At 41.8% G+C, this 18126-nt stretch carries 16 protein-coding genes; 4 read left to right on the forward strand and 12 right to left on the reverse strand.

The window, feature by feature from the left end; all coding sequences use genetic code 11:
* Position 1: 1 nt before the first annotated feature.
* The 12 genes from CXF88_RS04315 to rlmD all read right to left on the reverse strand — a co-directional run bounded on the left by CXF88_RS04315 (position 2) and on the right by rlmD (position 13236).
* The gene (locus tag CXF88_RS04315; RefSeq protein ID WP_101085624.1) at positions 2–931 is read right to left on the reverse strand and encodes a peptidoglycan DD-metalloendopeptidase family protein; all 930 of its coding nucleotides are present in this window, start codon (positions 929–931) and stop codon (positions 2–4) included.
* A gap of 102 nt (positions 932–1033) precedes the next feature.
* Entirely contained in the window at positions 1034–1669 is a 636-nt protein-coding gene (locus CXF88_RS04320) for a protein-L-isoaspartate(D-aspartate) O-methyltransferase (RefSeq protein ID WP_101086297.1), read from the reverse strand.
* The gene (gene surE, locus CXF88_RS04325; protein ID WP_101085626.1) at positions 1666–2415 is read right to left on the reverse strand and encodes a 5'/3'-nucleotidase SurE; all 750 of its coding nucleotides are present in this window, start codon (positions 2413–2415) and stop codon (positions 1666–1668) included. The genes CXF88_RS04320 and surE overlap by 4 nt, the downstream gene beginning before the upstream one ends.
* A 3-nt stretch (positions 2416–2418) precedes the next feature.
* Positions 2419–3492 (reverse strand): tRNA pseudouridine(13) synthase TruD, encoded by a 1074-nt coding sequence (gene truD / locus CXF88_RS04330; protein ID WP_101085628.1) that lies wholly within the window; start codon positions 3490–3492, stop codon positions 2419–2421.
* Between the two features lie 27 nt (positions 3493–3519).
* Positions 3520–3999, reverse strand: a complete 480-nt coding sequence (ispF, locus tag CXF88_RS04335) for a 2-C-methyl-D-erythritol 2,4-cyclodiphosphate synthase (protein ID WP_101085630.1) — start codon at positions 3997–3999, stop codon at positions 3520–3522.
* 61 nt (positions 4000–4060) lie between these two features.
* Complete coding sequence (ispD, locus tag CXF88_RS04340; protein WP_101086298.1) at positions 4061–4759, reverse strand: 2-C-methyl-D-erythritol 4-phosphate cytidylyltransferase; 699 nt, start codon at positions 4757–4759, stop codon at positions 4061–4063.
* Between the two features lie 61 nt (positions 4760–4820).
* A complete protein-coding gene (gene ftsB / locus CXF88_RS04345; RefSeq protein WP_101085633.1) occupies positions 4821–5123 on the reverse strand; it encodes a cell division protein FtsB in 303 nt (100 codons plus the stop codon).
* A gap of 100 nt (positions 5124–5223) precedes the next feature.
* Positions 5224–6525, reverse strand: a complete 1302-nt coding sequence (eno, locus tag CXF88_RS04350; RefSeq protein WP_101085635.1) for a phosphopyruvate hydratase — start codon at positions 6523–6525, stop codon at positions 5224–5226.
* 274 nt (positions 6526–6799) lie between these two features.
* On the reverse strand, positions 6800–8437 hold the full coding sequence (locus tag CXF88_RS04355; RefSeq protein WP_101085637.1) for a CTP synthase: 1638 nt from the start codon (positions 8435–8437) through the stop codon (positions 6800–6802).
* Positions 8438–8551: 114 nt separating this feature from the next.
* The gene (mazG, locus tag CXF88_RS04360; protein WP_101085639.1) at positions 8552–9373 is read right to left on the reverse strand and encodes a nucleoside triphosphate pyrophosphohydrolase; all 822 of its coding nucleotides are present in this window, start codon (positions 9371–9373) and stop codon (positions 8552–8554) included.
* A gap of 91 nt (positions 9374–9464) precedes the next feature.
* Entirely contained in the window at positions 9465–11672 is a 2208-nt protein-coding gene (gene relA, locus CXF88_RS04365; protein ID WP_101085641.1) for a GTP diphosphokinase, read from the reverse strand.
* Between the two features lie 184 nt (positions 11673–11856).
* The gene (gene rlmD / locus CXF88_RS04370; protein ID WP_101085643.1) at positions 11857–13236 is read right to left on the reverse strand and encodes a 23S rRNA (uracil(1939)-C(5))-methyltransferase RlmD; all 1380 of its coding nucleotides are present in this window, start codon (positions 13234–13236) and stop codon (positions 11857–11859) included.
* Positions 13237–13338: 102 nt separating this feature from the next.
* Here rlmD and barA point away from each other — a divergent pair, with 102 nt between their 5' ends.
* The 4 genes from barA to CXF88_RS04390 all read left to right on the forward strand — a co-directional run bounded on the left by barA (position 13339) and on the right by CXF88_RS04390 (position 18125).
* Complete coding sequence (gene barA / locus CXF88_RS04375; protein ID WP_101085644.1) at positions 13339–16197, forward strand: two-component sensor histidine kinase BarA; 2859 nt, start codon at positions 13339–13341, stop codon at positions 16195–16197.
* Positions 16187–16783 (forward strand): YjaG family protein, encoded by a 597-nt coding sequence (locus tag CXF88_RS04380; protein WP_101085646.1) that lies wholly within the window; start codon positions 16187–16189, stop codon positions 16781–16783. Before barA ends, CXF88_RS04380 begins: the two co-directional genes overlap by 11 nt.
* Before the next feature lie 84 nt (positions 16784–16867).
* Positions 16868–17068 carry a DUF3319 domain-containing protein gene (locus CXF88_RS04385; protein ID WP_101085648.1) on the forward strand — a complete coding sequence of 67 codons (201 nt, stop codon included), beginning with the start codon at positions 16868–16870 and terminating at the stop codon, positions 17066–17068.
* A gap of 88 nt (positions 17069–17156) precedes the next feature.
* Positions 17157–18125, forward strand: a complete 969-nt coding sequence (locus tag CXF88_RS04390) for an AEC family transporter (protein WP_101085650.1) — start codon at positions 17157–17159, stop codon at positions 18123–18125.
* Position 18126 lies beyond the last annotated feature (1 nt).

Below are 18126 nucleotides of genomic sequence, written 5' to 3' on the forward strand. Positions count from 1 at the left end.
ATTACTGTTTAGGTAGATATCGTAATGGGTTGACAGACTTACCATGAAATCGTACTTCAAAGTGAAGCATAACTTGGTGTGTCCCGGTACTGCCCATTTTTGCAACTGTTTGTCCTGCACTCACATATTGCTTTTCTTTAACCAATATCGTGTCGGCATGCGCATAAGCACTTAAAAAATCATCATTGTGTTTGATAATAACTAAGTTGCCATACCCGCGCAGTGCATTACCGGCATACACGACTCTCCCATCTGCTGCGGCTTTAATAATATCGCCGCGATTACCAGCAATCTTTATACCTTGATTGCCTTGTTCTGATGCCGAAAAATATCCAACTATTCGGCCTCTAACTGGCCAGTGCCATTGCTGAACTTGCTGTGGCAAATTAGCGACAGAACCACTCGCACTTTGGTTAATTGTTTGTTGGGTAGTTGTTACAGAATACGCAGGCTTCACTTTGTGATCAAGATCTTTTTTCGTTCTGACTGAAACGACTGCTGGGACTGGGTTTGGCGCAACCGTAGGTTTGATTGTTTTTAATATAGAACTATTCGAACTCAAAATATAGGGTTTAGTAACGGCTTGGGTTTGTACTGAATTAACAGAAGGTTGGGATGCTCGAGCTGGTGCCGATTGACTATTATTGGTAGTGGCTAAATTAAGCGTTTGCCCAGGATAAATAGTATAAGGAGCCGATAAACGATTCAAACGGGCAACTTCGACAAAATTACGTCCAGCACCCCAAGCTATTGAATAAAGTGTGTCACCTTTCTGTACTTTATATTTATCGGTTTTTAATGAGCCTTTATGATACCGAGGACCATGATTTTTTGACGATAAGCTGTCTACCGGTGCGGGACGATCAGCTTGAAAGCTGCATCCAGTGAGCATGATTGCTAAGACCACAAAGTTGGGCCAACCGGTATTCATCAAACAAAGTCCTTAACGGGGAAATAGGTGATTGTTAAGCTAAATAAGCTTACTCCAAACGAAAATATCAATAATGGATAAAGTTCATTTGTATCGTGTTAACTAAGCCAAATCTCCATTAATGAGAGGAACAAATTTAACGGCCTCTATTATCTCAGATTTGAATGTCTGTCCAATGCGGGTAATTTTGAGTAATTGCTGGGTGTCTTCTCCTACCGGAATAATCAATACTCCATGTTCGGATAATTGTTCAAGTAATGCTTGAGGTACTGTCGCAGCAGCAGCGGTCACCATTATGCCATCAAATGGTCCACGGTTTGACCACCCTTGCCAACCATCACCATATTTGAATGCGACATTATGTAAATCTAGACGTTTTAGTCTTTGACGAGCTTGTATTTGTAATGCTTTTATACGCTCAATTGTGAACAACTCTGGAATTAACGATGCTAAAACAGCGGCTTGGTAACCTGAACCAGTGCCAATTTCTAACACTTTTTGAGGATTATGTTGCAGCAACAGTTCAGTCATTCGAGCCACAATATAAGGCTGCGAAATTGTCTGTCCCTGCCCGATAGGTAATGCCGTATTCTCATACGCCTTATGAGCTAATGCACCATCAAGGAACAATTCACGTGGTGTTGTTGCTACAGCATGCAATACCGCAGGATGTCGAATCCCTGCCTCGGCCAGCTTTTTGGCCAAATTCATTGCTGATGTAGAAGCTACACGAGTCATATTTTTATTATCCAATCGGCTAATCCATCAAGTTGATTGTATGCCGTTAAGTCTACCGTGAGTGGCGTTATAGATACATATCCCGCAGCTACAGCACCAAAGTCAGTCCCTTCACCGGAATCTTGTTCACTGCCAACAGGACCAAGCCAGTATATATCTTTACCCGCTGGATCTTGGGTTTTTATCATACCTTCGGCTTTATGTCGCGCTCCTAAACGGGTAACTTTAATCCCTTTAATTTGTGCTAAAGGTAAATCTGGAACATTAACATTCAAAATTTGATCACGACTAATAGGATGTTGCAGCAACCCTTTTACAATTTTGGCTGCGTAAACAGCTGCTGTATCGTAATGGATTAATGATTTTCCAACCAGTGACACAGCAATAGCAGGTAAACCTAAAAAACGTCCCTCCATTGCAGCTGCAACAGTGCCTGAATATAAAGTGTCATCCCCCATATTCGCCCCGGCATTAATACCAGAAACGACAATATCAGGTTCGGTTTGACACAATTGCCTAATCGCGAGATGCACACAATCTGTCGGTGTACCATTAACCGAAACATAGCCATTTTCTAAGTTATTAATTCTTAATGGATTAGTCAAGGTTAATGAATTGCTCGCACCAGAGCAATTACGATCCGGTGCGACAGTTAATACTTGCGCAAACTCACTCAATGCGAGGGTTAATGCAATGATACCGGGGGCTCTCACGCCATCATCATTACTGACTAAAATATTAATCATTAATTAACACTCTTCATTTGTTTGTGCTTGTTGCTCAGCAACCATAACTTTTCGTTGCGACTCTTGGACATCTTGGTAATCAGCGAGCTCGCGTAACACCGAGGTGGCATAACTCCCTGCAGGTAACACAAATTCAAGTATGAGCGTATCAGCATCAAACTGCCATTTCATTCCTTGAGGCTCAAGTAATAATGGCCGTCTCTCTTGCGATAAACCCGCTTCTTCGAGTCCCTGTAAATCGGCCGATAATTCAGCTAATGGCGTTAACTCTAAAGCTAATGCCTCACCTTGTGCTAATGGTGTTCCCCGTCCCCAAAGAGGAGCTGAAAGTTGAATATCTTTTTCAGCTAAGCGGCTGTTGAGAACATCATCCCATACTTCGGCGGTAAAATAGCTTTTACTGCCAGCTAACATCACGCAATCGCCAGCGACGGTATCGACCTGATGATTAGCTAAACGAAATGACACTACCTGATTGAATATATTGGAACGCACGGCCGATAAATACATGCTGCGCTTATGGCGATCTTTTATGTTTCGACCACCACTGAGCATTTGTCGACCTAAGATTAGGTTTTTACCATCATGGCCAAAGCGTTGCTCACCAAAATAATTGGGGACACCGAGTTTGGCTATCTGCTGTAAACGAGATTCGACATCGGCAGTATCATTGATATTACGCAATGTCAGTACAAATCGATTTCCAAGTAAGGCGCCAATACGCAATTTTTTACTGTGACGACTGCTCGACAGAATGGTTAATTTATCGTCATTTAGCTCTGTCCACTCTGGCGTTTCTTTACCTGGAATACGTATGCCGAACCATTGTTCAGTAATAGCATTTTTGTCTTTCTGACCGGCATAGGTCACTTCTTTGGGATGCACTTTAGCAAATTTAGCTAATATTTCAGCTACATATACGGTATTCATGCCATTTTTACGTACATGAAGCATATGATGCTCGCCTTCCCCTGTTGGGGTAAAAGGCAAAATTTCTTTAACAATAAAGTCGCTGTTATTGGTACGTAAATCAGCTTGGCTTATGGGTTTACCAAATAGGTAATGTAATTCTTTCATGTGACAGAACTCTCTATATTTTGTAGGTTATTGGCTCTTCATCAACACAACAGCTTCAACAGCAATGCCTTCTTTACGTCCAGTAAAACCGAGATTTTCGGTAGTCGTCGCTTTAACATTAATATTATCGATATCTGTTTGTAAGTCAGCACTTAAGCACTGACGTATGGCTTCAATATGGGGTGCCATCTTAGGTGCTTGAGCAATAATGGTGACATCTAGATTACCTAAAACAAACTGCTTTTGCAGTGCAAGTTGATAACAGTGTCTTAATAGCACTCGACTATCGGCACCAGCAAAATTAGCATCAGTATCAGGGAAATGTTTACCTATATCACCTAACGCCATCGCCCCTAATATCGCATCACTAATGGCATGCAGTACCACATCACCGTCAGAATGGGCAATCAGTCCACAGTCATAAGGAACAGTAACACCACCTAAAATCAATGGGCTATCACCGCCAAATTTATGTACATCAAAACCATGACCGATACGAATATTCATTTAAAAACCTTATCTTAACTTGCTTTGAACTAATATTAACGAGTGTGGTTATTTCAGTTAATTATTGTTGCGCCAGAAACAGAGTTGCTAACTGTAAATCATCTGGATGAGTCACTTTGATATTATCCATTCGGCCATTAACCAATCCCGGCATAATACCTGCCCATTCCATGGCACTGGCTTCATCAGTAATAGGTACTTGCGCCGCTAATGCTGCCGATAAGTGGGTTCGTAAAATCGAGACCGGAAAATACTGCGGCGTTAATGCATGCCATAGCAACGAGCGATCGACAGTATGAACAATATGACCACTGGCGTTACTGCGCTTCATGGTGTCGCGAACGGGTGCAGCAAGAATGGCACCCTGAGGATGAAGAGCTACCGACTCAATCAATTGGGTTATATCTTGGTGGGTTACACAAGGTCTTGCCGCGTCATGAACAAGAGCCCACGCATCTGGATTATGACTATGCGCATAGTCTAACGCAGCTAAAACAGAATCAGCACGCTCTCCACCACCAACAACTTGGGTTAACTTAGGATGTTTAGATTGTGGCAATTGGCTAAAATAATTATCTTGTGGATGCAATGCAACAATAACCTGAGCTATATCAGGGTGAGCTAACAATGTATCTAATGTATGGCCGAGAATGCTTTGTTGGCCAAGCATTAAATATTGCTTAGGTTTGTCAGCCCCCATGCGACTGCCAACACCTGCAGCAGGCACAATTGCAATAATGGAACGAGGATTGTTTGACATATATGCAGTACCAATATTTAAAGTAATATGACTGAGGGTTAAACCTGCTGTGCAACCTGCGCTAACGATTAAATGGGTTCCGTTCACGTAGTTCGCTACCCACGACCCGATAAAACGTTTCGCCGTCTTTTACCATACCTAATTCGTTACGGGCACGTTCTTCAATGGCTTCTGTGCCACTTTTCAAATCGATAATTTCTTCTTTAAGAATTTGATTTCGAGCGACAAGCTTGCCATTACTTTGTTCTTGGCCTGCTATTTGGGTTTGCAATAAGACATATTCTGACAAATTGTTATCGCCCAACCAAAGCCGGTACTGTAAAAGTGACAATAAACAAATCAGTAAAAATATTAGTTGCTTCATAATATTAACTTATGTCGAAGTAATCCTTAGAAAATATGTCCGTTATAGTACAACAAAAAAGGCCACCGAGTGGTGGCCTTTTTAAGCTAAAGCAAAAATATTATCCTTGGCCTTTCACTTCTTTAAGACCGTTGTATGGTGCTTTTGAACCTAGAGCTTCTTCGATACGTAGCAATTGGTTATATTTGGCAACACGGTCACTACGGCTTAGTGAACCCGTTTTGATTTGGCCAGCCGCGGTACCAACTGCTAAATCAGCAATCGTTGAATCTTCTGTCTCGCCACTACGATGAGAGATAACAACAGTAAAGCCTGCATCTTTAGCCATTTTAATTGCAGCCAATGTTTCGGTTAAAGTACCGATTTGGTTGAATTTAATCAAAATAGAGTTAGCGATGCCGTTGTCGATACCACGCTTAAGGATTTTAGTGTTTGTTACGAATAGATCATCACCTACTAATTGGATTTTATCGCCCATTAGTTTAGTTTGGTGAGCAAAACCATCCCAGTCAGACTCGTCCAGACCATCTTCGATAGAAACGATTGGGTAGCGTTCAGTAAGACCTTGTAAGAAGAAGTTAAATTCTTCAGAAGTAAACTTCTTGCCTTCACCTTTAAGATCGTAGATGTTGGCTTCTTTGTCGTAAAATTCAGAAGCAGCACAATCCATCGCTAACGTGATGTCTTTACCTAGCTCGTAACCGGCGTTGGCAACAGCAACTTTGATTGCAGCAAGTGCAGCTTCGTTAGATGCTAGGTTTGGAGCAAAACCACCTTCATCACCAACCGCAGTTGAGTGACCGTCAGCTTTAAGTACTTTAGCAAGGCTGTGGAATACTTCCGCGCCCATACGTAGGCCTTCACGGAAAGTTTTAGCGCCAACAGGTTGGATCATAAACTCTTGAATATCAACGCTGTTATCGGCGTGCTCGCCACCATTGATGATGTTCATCATTGGAAGAGGCATAGAGTAAACACCTGGTGTACCGTTTAGATCAGCAATGTGAGCATATAAAGGGACGTGTTTAGCCGCAGCGGCAGCTTTTGCAACTGCTAGTGAAACAGCAAGAATGGCGTTAGCGCCAAATTTTGCTTTATTTTCGGTACCGTCTAAGTCAATCATGATTTGGTCAAGTTCAGCTTGAGCCAATGCATCTTTACCTTTTAGTGCTTCAGCAATTGGGCCATTAACAGCAGCAACCGCTTTAAGAACCCCTTTACCTAAGTAACGTGCTTTGTCGCCATCACGCAGTTCTAATGCTTCGCGACTACCGGTTGATGCGCCAGATGGTGCCGCAGCCATACCAATAAAACCGCCTTCTAAATGCACTTCTGCTTCTACAGTTGGGTTACCGCGCGAATCCATAATCTCGCGACCAATCACTTTAATGATGTTAGCCATAATTCCCTCGTACTTTGTGTAAGTAAATTAAAAAATTAAAAGAAATAAAAAGTTAATACCAATAAAAATACATAACAGACTTAAAAAAGCAGATTTATTGGTATATAACTTTCAGTTTAGTAATTTTAAATCGGTTAGTGCTTAGGATAAATCGAATTAGACTTTGCATCAACTTAGTTTTCACTGCAGTTACACGCCATCAATGCGATTATATGATCTAACGCAAGTATCTTGAATAAAAAAGCCGCTAATGGATACATTAGCGGCTGATTCATTAATCGATATCGCGTTTTTGATACGCATAAGAAGCGGCTATGAACCCTTCAAATAATGCATGACCGTCGCGCGGTGTTGAGGTGAATTCCGGGTGGAATTGACTCGCAACGAACCATGGGTGATTAGGCAATTCAATCATCTCAATCAGTTTACGATCAGATGATAAACCACTAAACACTAAGCCGGCCTTTTCTAGGCGATCGATGTAGTTGTTATTCACTTCGTAACGGTGACGATGACGTTCAACACAGGTTGCAGAATCATAGGCTAATGCCGCTTTTGTGCCTTCTTTTAAATGACATAGCTGAGCGCCTAAACGCATAGTGCCACCTAAATCTGAAGACTCATGACGCGTTTCGACATCCCCTTCTTCATTAATCCACTCAGTAATTAAACCCACTACCGGATAAGGTGTCTGTGGATTAAACTCAGTTGAGTGCGCACCTTCTAAACCTGCTACATGGCGAGCAAATTCAATTAATGCTACTTGCATACCTAAACAGATACCAAAGTACGGAAGATTGTTTTCACGAGCAAATTTGGCAGCAAAAATCTTGCCTTCTACGCCACGTTCGCCAAAGCCGCCTGGTACTAAAATACCGTCTAGGCCTTGCAATACTTCTTCGCCTTTAGCTTCAACTGTTTGTGAATCAATGTACTTAATGTTCACTGTTACACGGTTTTTTAAGCCTGCATGCTTTAATGCTTCATTCACCGACTTGTATGCATCAGGGAGTTCAATGTACTTACCTACCATACCAATAGTGACTTCACCATTTGGATTGGCTTCTTGATAAATAACGTTTTCCCACTCAGACAAATCAGCTTCGTTACACGCTAAATTAAAACGTTTGATGACTAAATCATCTAATCCTTGCGAGCGTAATAACGCAGGGATTTTGTAGATGCTATCAACGTCTTTTAATGAAATAACCGCACGTTCTTCTACGTTGCAGAATAACGAAATTTTAGCTTTTTCATTGGCAGGAATTGCACGGTCGCCACGACAAACCAGTACATCCGGTGCAATACCAATTGAACGCAACTCTTTAACAGAGTGTTGCGTCGGCTTGGTTTTAATTTCGCCTGCAGCGCCTAAGAACGGCACTAAGGTTAAATGCATAAATAGTGTACGTTCGCGTCCTAATTCAGAACCTAACTGACGAATAGATTCAAGAAACGGCAATGATTCAATGTCACCTACCGTGCCACCGATTTCTACAATCGCGACATCATGGCCTTCACCACCAGCTAACACTTTTTCTTTAATCGCGTTAGTAATGTGTGGAATAACCTGAATGGTTGCGCCTAAATAATCACCACGACGTTCTTTACTAATCACTTCTTCGTAAATACGACCAGTAGTAAAGTTATTGCGACGATTCATTTTAGTACGAATGAAACGTTCGTAATGACCTAAATCGAGATCGGTTTCAGCACCATCTTCAGTCACGAAAACTTCACCGTGCTGAGTTGGGCTCATGGTACCCGGATCGACGTTAATATAGGGGTCAAGTTTCATAATGGTTACATTGAGGCCACGCGCCTCTAAAATTGCCGCGAGCGAAGCTGCTGCAATGCCTTTACCTAGTGATGAAACAACGCCACCAGTAACGAAGATATACCTTGTAGTCATGCTGAACCTGAGAAAATGTGTTGGAAAAAACGTGCTTGTAAGAAAGCACTAGGACGGGGCGATATTATAGCAAAGCCACCTCGTTTCGACAAACTTAAACGCGCTAATTTTAGCTTAATTTATGTTTTCGTGTCGTTTTACCACATTCCAGTAGTGGTCTAATTCTTCCAAGCTATGCTGTTGTATCGGTTTTCCACTATTGTCTACACATTGCTCAACCCCTCTAAATCTACGTTCAAATTTATGATTGGCTTGACGTAGTGCTTGTTCAGGATCAACGTTTAAATGACGAGCAAGGTTGACTACAGCAAACAATAAATCGCCCATTTCATCAACAATTCTCGGTTGATAAAATTCAGGGTCTTGATGTCGTAGATTAACTTCTACCAGTACTTCATTCATTTCTTCATGTATTTTGGCAACAACAGGCTCAAGCTCGGCCCAATCAAAGCCAACTTTAGCCACTCGATGTTGAATTTTTCGTGCTCTAGATAACGCCGGTAATGCTTGAGGGATATCATCTAACGCTGAGTGCAATTTTTTTTGCTGACGTTCATTGGCTTTTAACGAATCCCACGCTTGGCTTAAATCGTGAGTATTGGTGATGGCACCAACAACGTTGTTTTCTGACTGAGCAAATACATGTGGATGACGGCGAATAAGCTTATCGCTAATTCGCGCCACTACCGTCGAAAAATCGAACTTACCTTGCTCTTGCCCTAATTGGCAATAAAACACTATCTGAAACAATAAGTCGCCCAGTTCATCAGGTAACTCTTCCCATGCTTGTCGCTCAATAGTATCAACAACCTCATAAGCTTCTTCTAAGGTAAAGGGCACAATACTGGCAAAATCTTGCGCTTGATCCCAAGGACAACCAGACTCGGGGTTGCGCAATTGCTGCATGATGGTCAGTAACGATTGAATATCTGCCACAGAAACGGTCCTCTATTGTAAAGATAAAATCTAATGAAAAAGGCACCTAACAAGTAGATGCCTTCAAGATAAGTCCATGATGTTAATTACGTTATAATCGACGCGACTCAATCACACCATCAACAAGCGACAGTTTACCGAGAATCCGTGATAAACCATCTAAATTATACAATTCAAGTTCAAGCTCTACGGTGGCCGTTTGGCTTTTAACATCAGAAGATGAACTCATGGCCATCACATTGGATTTCTCTGCCGCTAGCACTGTGGTTAAATCTCGTAATAAGCCACTGCGATCATGGGCAAGTACTCTAACGCGAATACGATAACCACCAGAGTAGTTTTCACCCCAAATCACATCGACACTGCGTTCTGGGTGGGCACGCATTAATTCTTTCACTTGCTCGCAATCACTACGGTGCACAGAAATACCCCGTCCCATAGTAATATAACCAAAAATTTCATCGCCGGGAACGGGTTGGCAACAACGCGCAATGTGGCTCATTAAATTACCAACACCATTAACTTCGACTTGGCCTTTACTCGACTTTTTAGGCTTATGCGACGCTTTCTTTATAATGTCTTCAAGTAAGTTTTCGTCAGTGTCTTCTACTTTGCGAATTTTGGTATCGGTAAAATTAACCACTTGATTTAAGCGTAAATCGCCGCCACCGATAGCCGCCAACATGTCATCCATAGAGTTTAAATTAAAGCGCTCTACCGCCACTGCCGCATCTTTAACTTTAAGACCCACTCGGGCTAATTCAGACTCAAGCATTTCTTTACCCGCGGCAATATTTTTATCGCGGTCTTGTTGCTTAAACCAGTGTTGAATTTTTGAACGCGAACGAGACGACTTGATATAGCCTAAATTAAGATTGAGCCAGTCACGTTTTGGGTTAGGCGTTTTTGAAGTGATAATCTCAATGCGCTCACCCGTTTCAACTTGGTACGTGAATGGCACAATGCGGCCGTCGACTTTTGCACCAATACACTTATGACCCACTTGAGAGTGAATATAATAAGCAAAGTCGAGTACGGTAGAACCTAAAGGTAAGTCAACGACTTCACCACTTGGGGTAAATACATAGACTCGGTCTTCAAATACTTGGCTACGGACTTCGTCAACCAAATTACCACTTTCAGCGACATCTTCTTGCCACTGTAAAATTTTACGCAACCAGTTAATTTTTTCTTCGTAACCGGTTTGTTTGGTATTGCTGGCACCTTCTTTGTATTTCCAGTGCGCGGCAACCCCAAGTTCAGAATCTTGATGCATCGCCTCGGTACGAATTTGAATTTCTACGGTTTTGCCTTCAGGACCAACAACTACGGTATGAATAGATTGATAGCCGTTCGGTTTTGGATTTGCTACGTAATCGTCAAACTCACGCGGAATGTGGTGCCAAAGGTCATGCACAACCCCTAACGCGCCATAGCAATCTTGTAATCTTTCGGTGACAATACGTACAGCTCGGACGTCAAAAAGCTCATCAAACTTGAGATCTTTGCCCTTCATTTTTCGCCAAATACTGTAAATGTGCTTAGGGCGGCCGTACACTTTGGCGCGAATATCATCGCTATCTAAACGCTGCTGCAACTGAGTCACAAACTTGTCGATAAACACTTCGCGGTCGACACGTTTACCATCAAGCTGTTTGGCAATGTCTTTGTAAACAGTTGGATGCAAGTAGCGAAAAGAAATATCTTCAAGCTCCCACTTTAATTGACCAATGCCTAAGCGATTTGCTAACGGCGCATAAATATCAGCAATTTCTCGTGCTAATAATACCCGAGTTTCTTCATCGGCATTTTTTACCGCACGCAGTAAGCATACACGTTCGGCTAATTTGATCACTACGGCACGAACATCTTCAACCATGGCCAATAACATTTTTCGGATGTTATCTATTTGAGGTTCGGCATCGCGCGAATTTTGACTGACTTTTAATGCGCCAATGGCATTCATGGTCACAACGCTGGCAACTAACCTTGCAAGGTTTTCACCGTATTGCTCTAGGATTTGTTCGTCATTGAGAACGCCAGCATCGAATAGCAAAAATAATACTGCGGCTTGTAGCGTTTCGATGTCCATATTCAGCGGCGCTAAGATTTCGATCATTTCGCGAGCACGCGCAAGCAGCTCAGTATGGGCCAGTTTGTTTTTAACCGGTAAGGCCTCAACTTGCTGGATCAATACCAATAACTTCTGAGCATCATCTTTATCGTCGAGATAACGAGCGACCCACTCATCTAATTGGAATACTTGCGTATTAAAATGTGCTTCGCGAACAGATACCATGAACCCTTCCTTAGCCGCATGACCGACTGACATCCAACCATATGCACATGGCATAGTGTGCATATATGGTGTTAACACCAACTGAACAACCTATCTTGAAGCGCAATATTATTTTGTCAATTCAATAGCGTTCAGTTGGCCAATTTTTTAGCATACCTATCGTAAGCGGCTAAAAAATCGTTGTTTAAATATTTAATTCAAATAACACCATGGCTTCAATATGATGCGTCTGCGGAAACATATCGACTAATCCTACTTGGGCAATTCGATATCCACTGGCTAATAATACACTACTGTCACGCGCTAAACTTGCCGGATTACATGAAACATACACCACTTTTTTAGGTTGCATTTTCTGTAACCATTGTAAACTTTCAAAAGCACCTGCTCGAGCAGGGTCCAGCAACAGTTTATCAATTTTGCCTAACCATGTTTGTGTAGATAGATCAGCACTTAAATCCGCATGATAGAAAGTCACATTATCCAATTGGTTGTCGACAGCGTTTTGCTTGGCTTGTTGCACCATTTCAGGCACACCTTCAACACCAATGACTTCTGCTGCCTTTAATGCCAACGGTAAACTGAAATTACCCACACCGCAGAATAGGTCTAAAATACGCTCACCTGGTTGAGGGTCTAACCATTGGATGGCTTGATCGACCATGGCCTGATTAATAGCACCATTAACTTGGACAAAATTACCAGGAGTGAATGAACAACGAACAACCTCCTGTGCAAGATGATAATAAGGTAACGCGACAGCTTCATCACCCGCGGCATCAACAACAGGCAGCAAGGGGAACAATTGGGTTAATTGACCAGCATCATCTTGCAATAATAAGTTAAGCTGGTGTTTTTCGGCAAAGCCCGTTAACCAGCGAATATCGGAAGCCGGTAATACTTTAGTCACTCTTAGTACCGCAAAATTACCGTTATCAGCTTGGGTGAGTTCAACGTGCCCTAAACTGGCCTTAGCTTTAAGTTGATTTAAATTAGCCGCTAATGGAGTAATCAAAGCAGACAATGACTCAGATAACACTGGGCACTGCTGAATGGAAACAATTTTATTGCTATTTCCGGCGCGAAACCCAAGTTGTAACCGCTGAGTATTTTTATCAAATAATGTGGCCAATCTTGCTCTTCGGCGATAATGCCAGGCCTCACCCACTATAGGGTCAGCGATAATATCAGCATCAATGGCTTTAGCACTCGACAGCTTGTTGATTAAATCAACCAAGGCGGTTTGCTTATGCTCGCGTTGCGCATTAGTGTCCATGTGCTGCAAATCACAACCGCCACATTGTTGATAATGTGGACAATGAGGTTTGATTCGATTAGCCGATGCAGACTCAATAGTGATGAGCTTGGCTTTAGCGTAGCTTTTCTTTTGTTCGACAAATTGCACCGTAGCGGTCTCTCCCGGTAACACTCCCGGAATAAACACTATTTTGCCTTGATGTTGCGCTATGCCTGCACCTAAATGGTCAAGTTGAGTGACACTGAGGCTTAACTTTGCTGATAATTGCTTAGATTTGTTCGGTTTTGCTTGGAAAAATTGTGCCATTTCGGCCTCAGGTATTGAATAAAAAACTAGTCAAGAGTGCGCCATATCTGGCAGTCTAGACGGAATAACAGCGATTTAGTAACAGGGATATACCTAACAGCCATGAAAAGTGCCAACAATATGACCAAATACAGCCTACGCTCTTGGGTTCTGGTACTTGCGTTAGCGCCCACTATTGTAGTGGGTATTCTACTTGGAAGTTATTTCACGATAAACCGCTTTTATGAATTGGAACAAACCTTAATTGAAAAGGGCAGCAACATTGTTGAGCCATTAGCCATTGCCAGTGAATTTGGTATTATCACTCAAGACCGTGAATCAACTAAACTTTTACTCGCCGCCTCACAGATAAACAATGCATCGCTAATCTTATCTATTGCTGTTTTTGATGCCGAAAACCAACTCTTTGTCACTTCGCACTACCACAAAGATTTTGAAACGATGCGTTACAAACAAACGCTGGCAAACTTAATCGGTACAGAACATGAAACGATTGGCGATACCTTAGTCATTCGTGTGCCAATAATATCCCATACTGGGTTAGAACAAAAACATGTTGCCAGTATAAATCGTCAAAGTAACAGCGACATCGATAATAATGCCTCTACCAATGGTGTCGTTGCGCCAATTTACAATAATCAACAAGAGCGAATATTAGGCTACATATCAGTATTACTAAATAAAGAGAACGCCTTGCTCGAACAACATCGAGCGGCTATAGCGGCGTTTATTATCGTATTAATCGGCGTGCAATTTAACCTATTTTTTACCTTCCGCTTAGTCAAACACGTGAACTACCCCATTACCGAAATGGTGCGAGTGGTAGCCAAAATTCGTGAAGGTAAACTCGACACTCGCCTAGAAGGCAACTTGATTGGGGAACTGGATCTACTCAAACGAGGGATCAACGCAATGGCAAGTTCATTGTCAGAATATCACGATGAAATGCAGCAAAATATTGATCAAGCAACCTCTGATTTACGCGAAACCCTCGAGCAGATTGAAATTCAAAACGTTGAGCTCGATATTGCCAAAAAACGCGCGCTTGAAGCGAGTCGGATAAAATCAGAATTCTTAGCCAACATGTCGCACGAGTTACGTACACCACTCAATGGTGTCATAGGATTTGCAAGACAGTTATTAAAAACACCTCTGCATACTAGCCAGCTCGACTACATAAAAACCATTGAACGCAGCGCCAGTAACCTACTGGGTATTATTAACGATATTCTCGACTTCTCTAAACTGGAAGCCGGTAAAATGATATTAGAAAAAATGCCTTTTGCACTGCGAGAAACGCTAACTGAAACCCTGACTATTATAGCCGGTAGTGCACAAGAGAAAGGCCTAGAACTGGTTATCGACATTGATGCTAATGTGCCAGAAAGTGTCAGTGGCGACGCGATGAGAGTCAGCCAGATTATTACTAACTTAGTTGGTAATGCTATTAAATTTACCGACAAAGGCAGTGTCATACTCAAAATACACTTAGTGGGTCAGGACGAAGATAACATTACCCTGCGCTGCGAAGTTATTGACACCGGTATTGGTATTGATGAGAGTCAGCAAGAATATTTATTCCAAGCATTTGGTCAAGCCGACTCATCCATTTCACGCCGCTTTGGTGGCACAGGATTGGGCTTAGTGATTACTAAACGCTTAATCAACCAAATGGGTGGCCAGATAGGCTTTACCTCGGCCCCTAATAAAGGCTCAAATTTCTGGTTTATTCTGCCGCTTGGGATCAGTCAATTTGAAATTGGCGAAGTGTTGCCGGTTGATGCATTGCAACATAAATCAGTCTTATTATATGAACCACGGGAATTAACCCGCGACACATTAAATCGCCGCTTAGTGTCGTGGCAATTAATTATCACTAATGTGGCCAATCCAGAAAATCTCACCTCCGTGTTACAAACTAAAAACAGCAAATTTGATTACATCATCATGAGCTGCCATGGTTTTGCCGACAATGCGTCTTTTATCCATTTATTACAGCAAGCCAAACAACATACCGACTGCCTGATTTTATTACATGACTGTCTAGATCAAGACATGATAATCAATGTGCTAAAAGTCAACGCAGATGTATTGCTCAGCACCCCAGTGAGCGATTTTACCCTAGCGCATCATTTAATATATCCACCAGTACCTTCTACTTTTGTCAGTTTACCTGAGCAAATAAATCTTGATGTAACACAACGCCTCAATGCATCAGTATTAGCCGTTGACGACAACATGGCCAATCTTAAGTTAATTGATACTTTGCTCAAAGAACTAGTCGACAATGTGGTGACCGTTAATAATGGCGCCGATGCGATTCAACAAGCTAAAAAACAAGCATTTGACCTAATCTTCATGGATATTCAAATGCCAGGAACCGATGGCATAACCGCAACCCAGAAAATACGATCAGAATCACTCAACCGTAATACGCCGATTATTGCAGTAACGGCACATGCTATAGCAGAAGAGCGTGAGAATATTTTAGCTAGCGGTATGGATGGTTTCCTACCTAAACCGATTGATGAATTATCACTAAAAAGCGTTATCAGCCGCTGGATAATTAAACCTCAATTTACTCATTTCGACACCCATGTTCTCAATTGGGATTTATGTTTAACCCAAGCAAACCAGAAAACCGATTTAGCCTTAGACATGTTAAAGATGTTAGTTAATTCATTACCTGAAACAACCGCAACTATCGATAAAGCATTAATAGCCAGAGATGCTGAGACACTGTTGCAGGCAGTGCATAAACTGCATGGTGCAACATGTTATTGCGGTGTACCGACAACACAAAAGCTCTGCCGGGATATTGAGTCAGCATTAAAGCATAAAATTGACATCGATGACCTAGAACCTGAAATACTAGAGTTACTTGATGAGTTAACTAAGGTAGAATCAGCTGCAAATCAAGTGATAAACCAGCTATCAGTGGATGTTCCCAATGACCAGTAAAACCGGTTTTTTTAAACGCCTAAAGGCATTGTCGTTACCTCAGAAGCAACTTTTTGCACTCGCACTGTGTCAAAGAATGCTCCCAAACTATCAATTATTTTCTGAAGTATGTGAATTTGGCCAACCGCAGGTATTAAGTACTGCGCTAGAGTTATTATGGCAAAGCCAATATGACAAAAAGCTTAAGTTCAATATTGATGTGCATTTACAGCGCCTCGATGAAAACACCCCTGATCCTAGCGAGTTTGAAGCCTATGGTGCTTATCCCGCCATGGATGCGGCTGTAGCCATTGCCACCTTAATGGGTGCGATAGATGGAAAAATTGAAGAAGATATTACTAACATCAGTAAGTTATCATCAAGTACTGTCGCCAATTATATTGAAGCTATTAGCGATGAATCATTAATGGATGAAGAACTCGATGAGTTTGTTTTTTCTCACCCAGTAATGGAACAAGAAAAAGAATTACAAGGCATGTTACTCGACATTGTCGAAGCTAATCCAGACATAACCAGCGAACTGGTTAAAGGTTTACGTAAAGATATTATCGAAGCCGGTGTGTCTAATATTGGTATTAGCCTGTAGCAAAAACTTGTAGCACGGATCGGTTACTGCCAATAAACGTCATTTAGCCTGAAATTATTCAGGCTTTTTATTAGGTGTCGCGCCATGAGAAGAATTTTTTATCAAGGTTTCACTTTCAGTAACACCAATGGTAAAACTGATAACTGGACGCTAGTGATTGGCAATCAAGTACGAGTGGGTTCGTTATTTGAGTTAAGGCGGCAAGTGCATTTTTTTTCTGAACTTGGAATATTACCTCCACCGAAAATATCAAAAGCAAATTTAGCCTTAAAATCTGACAAATAATCACTCGTTTAACTTTAGCCTAATTGCATCCGCCTATCGAAAAGCAGTAAAGTGACCTTATTATCATTTTGCTAAGGAATTGCGAGGGATGTCCAGTATTCTTACCCCGCTAATCGCTGTATTTATTATTATGCTGCTCGGCAGTATTGTTCAAAAAATGCGTCTGTTGCCAGCAGACACCGATTTGATCCTCAATCAGTTTGTTTATTACATTGCTTTCCCCGCTATATTACTGATTGTGCTAGCTGAAACGCGCATTGAAGACATTATTCAATGGGGTTTTATCGGTGGGTTTAGTCTGGCGATGATCATCACTTACGCTTTAGTGATTGTTGTATCACTAATTCGCACACCTAAAAAACAAGCAGTTGCCGCCATGCGCGCATTAAATGCTACGTTTGGTAATACCGCATTTATTGGCATTCCATTGCTGAGTTTATTATTCCCAGGTCATAAAATGGCATTAGTCGCTGCAGCGATTGCCAGCTTGTTGTCGGTGTTCATGTTTGCTTTTGCTTTAGTATCAATTGAGCTAGCCAGCCGTGATAAACAATCAACCGACCATGCCATCGTCATCATGGCTAATGCCCTGTATAAAAACCCAATCGTGGTTGGCAGTGTTATTGGCATCGGTTTATCAGCACTGCATATTACCTTACCGGATAGTTTGGCCTTAATGCTACATCAGGTGGGAAATACCTCTAGCCCATGTGCACTGTTTGCTATAGGAATGGTACTTGCCAAAGCATTACGACATCAATCTGGCACAAAAATGTTCAGTGTTGGTTTGATTGCGGAACTGAACTTAATCAATTTACTCAAGCTAATTATTCAACCTTTAATTGCCTTTGGTTTACTCAAACTGTTCGGCGTAGAAAAGGAATTACTGACCATGGGAGTCATTTTGGCAGCGTTACCGACAGCAGCAAGTGTGTACCTTTTGGCCGACCGCTACCAAATTAACGCCAATGTCAGCGCCCAAGGTATTTTATATGGCACATTAATCACTTTTATCAGTTTGCCGATAATAGAAACACTTTTAAAATCCATTGCTTAAT

The sequence above is a fragment of the Shewanella sp. ALD9 genome (assembly GCF_002836315.1).
GTDB lineage: Bacteria > Pseudomonadota > Gammaproteobacteria > Enterobacterales > Shewanellaceae > Shewanella.

Coding starts and splice junctions, on each gene's coding strand:
- CXF88_RS04315 (WP_101085624.1), bottom strand. CDS start 931: ATGAATACCGGTTGGCCCAACTTTGTGGTCTTAGCAATCATGCTCACT.
- CXF88_RS04320 (WP_101086297.1), bottom strand. CDS start 1,669: ATGACTCGTGTAGCTTCTACATCAGCAATGAATTTGGCCAAAAAGCTG.
- surE (WP_101085626.1), bottom strand. CDS start 2,415: ATGATTAATATTTTAGTCAGTAATGATGATGGCGTGAGAGCCCCCGGT.
- truD (WP_101085628.1), bottom strand. CDS start 3,492: ATGAAAGAATTACATTACCTATTTGGTAAACCCATAAGCCAAGCTGAT.
- ispF (WP_101085630.1), bottom strand. CDS start 3,999: ATGAATATTCGTATCGGTCATGGTTTTGATGTACATAAATTTGGCGGT.
- ispD (WP_101086298.1), bottom strand. CDS start 4,759: ATGTCAAACAATCCTCGTTCCATTATTGCAATTGTGCCTGCTGCAGGT.
- ftsB (WP_101085633.1), bottom strand. CDS start 5,123: ATGAAGCAACTAATATTTTTACTGATTTGTTTATTGTCACTTTTACAG.
- eno (WP_101085635.1), bottom strand. CDS start 6,525: ATGGCTAACATCATTAAAGTGATTGGTCGCGAGATTATGGATTCGCGC.
- CXF88_RS04355 (WP_101085637.1), bottom strand. CDS start 8,437: ATGACTACAAGGTATATCTTCGTTACTGGTGGCGTTGTTTCATCACTA.
- relA (WP_101085641.1), bottom strand. CDS start 11,672: ATGGTATCTGTTCGCGAAGCACATTTTAATACGCAAGTATTCCAATTA.
- rlmD (WP_101085643.1), bottom strand. CDS start 13,236: ATGGCACAATTTTTCCAAGCAAAACCGAACAAATCTAAGCAATTATCA.
- barA (WP_101085644.1), top strand. CDS start 13,339: ATGAAAAGTGCCAACAATATGACCAAATACAGCCTACGCTCTTGGGTT.
- CXF88_RS04380 (WP_101085646.1), top strand. CDS start 16,187: ATGACCAGTAAAACCGGTTTTTTTAAACGCCTAAAGGCATTGTCGTTA.
- CXF88_RS04385 (WP_101085648.1), top strand. CDS start 16,868: ATGAGAAGAATTTTTTATCAAGGTTTCACTTTCAGTAACACCAATGGT.
- CXF88_RS04390 (WP_101085650.1), top strand. CDS start 17,157: ATGTCCAGTATTCTTACCCCGCTAATCGCTGTATTTATTATTATGCTG.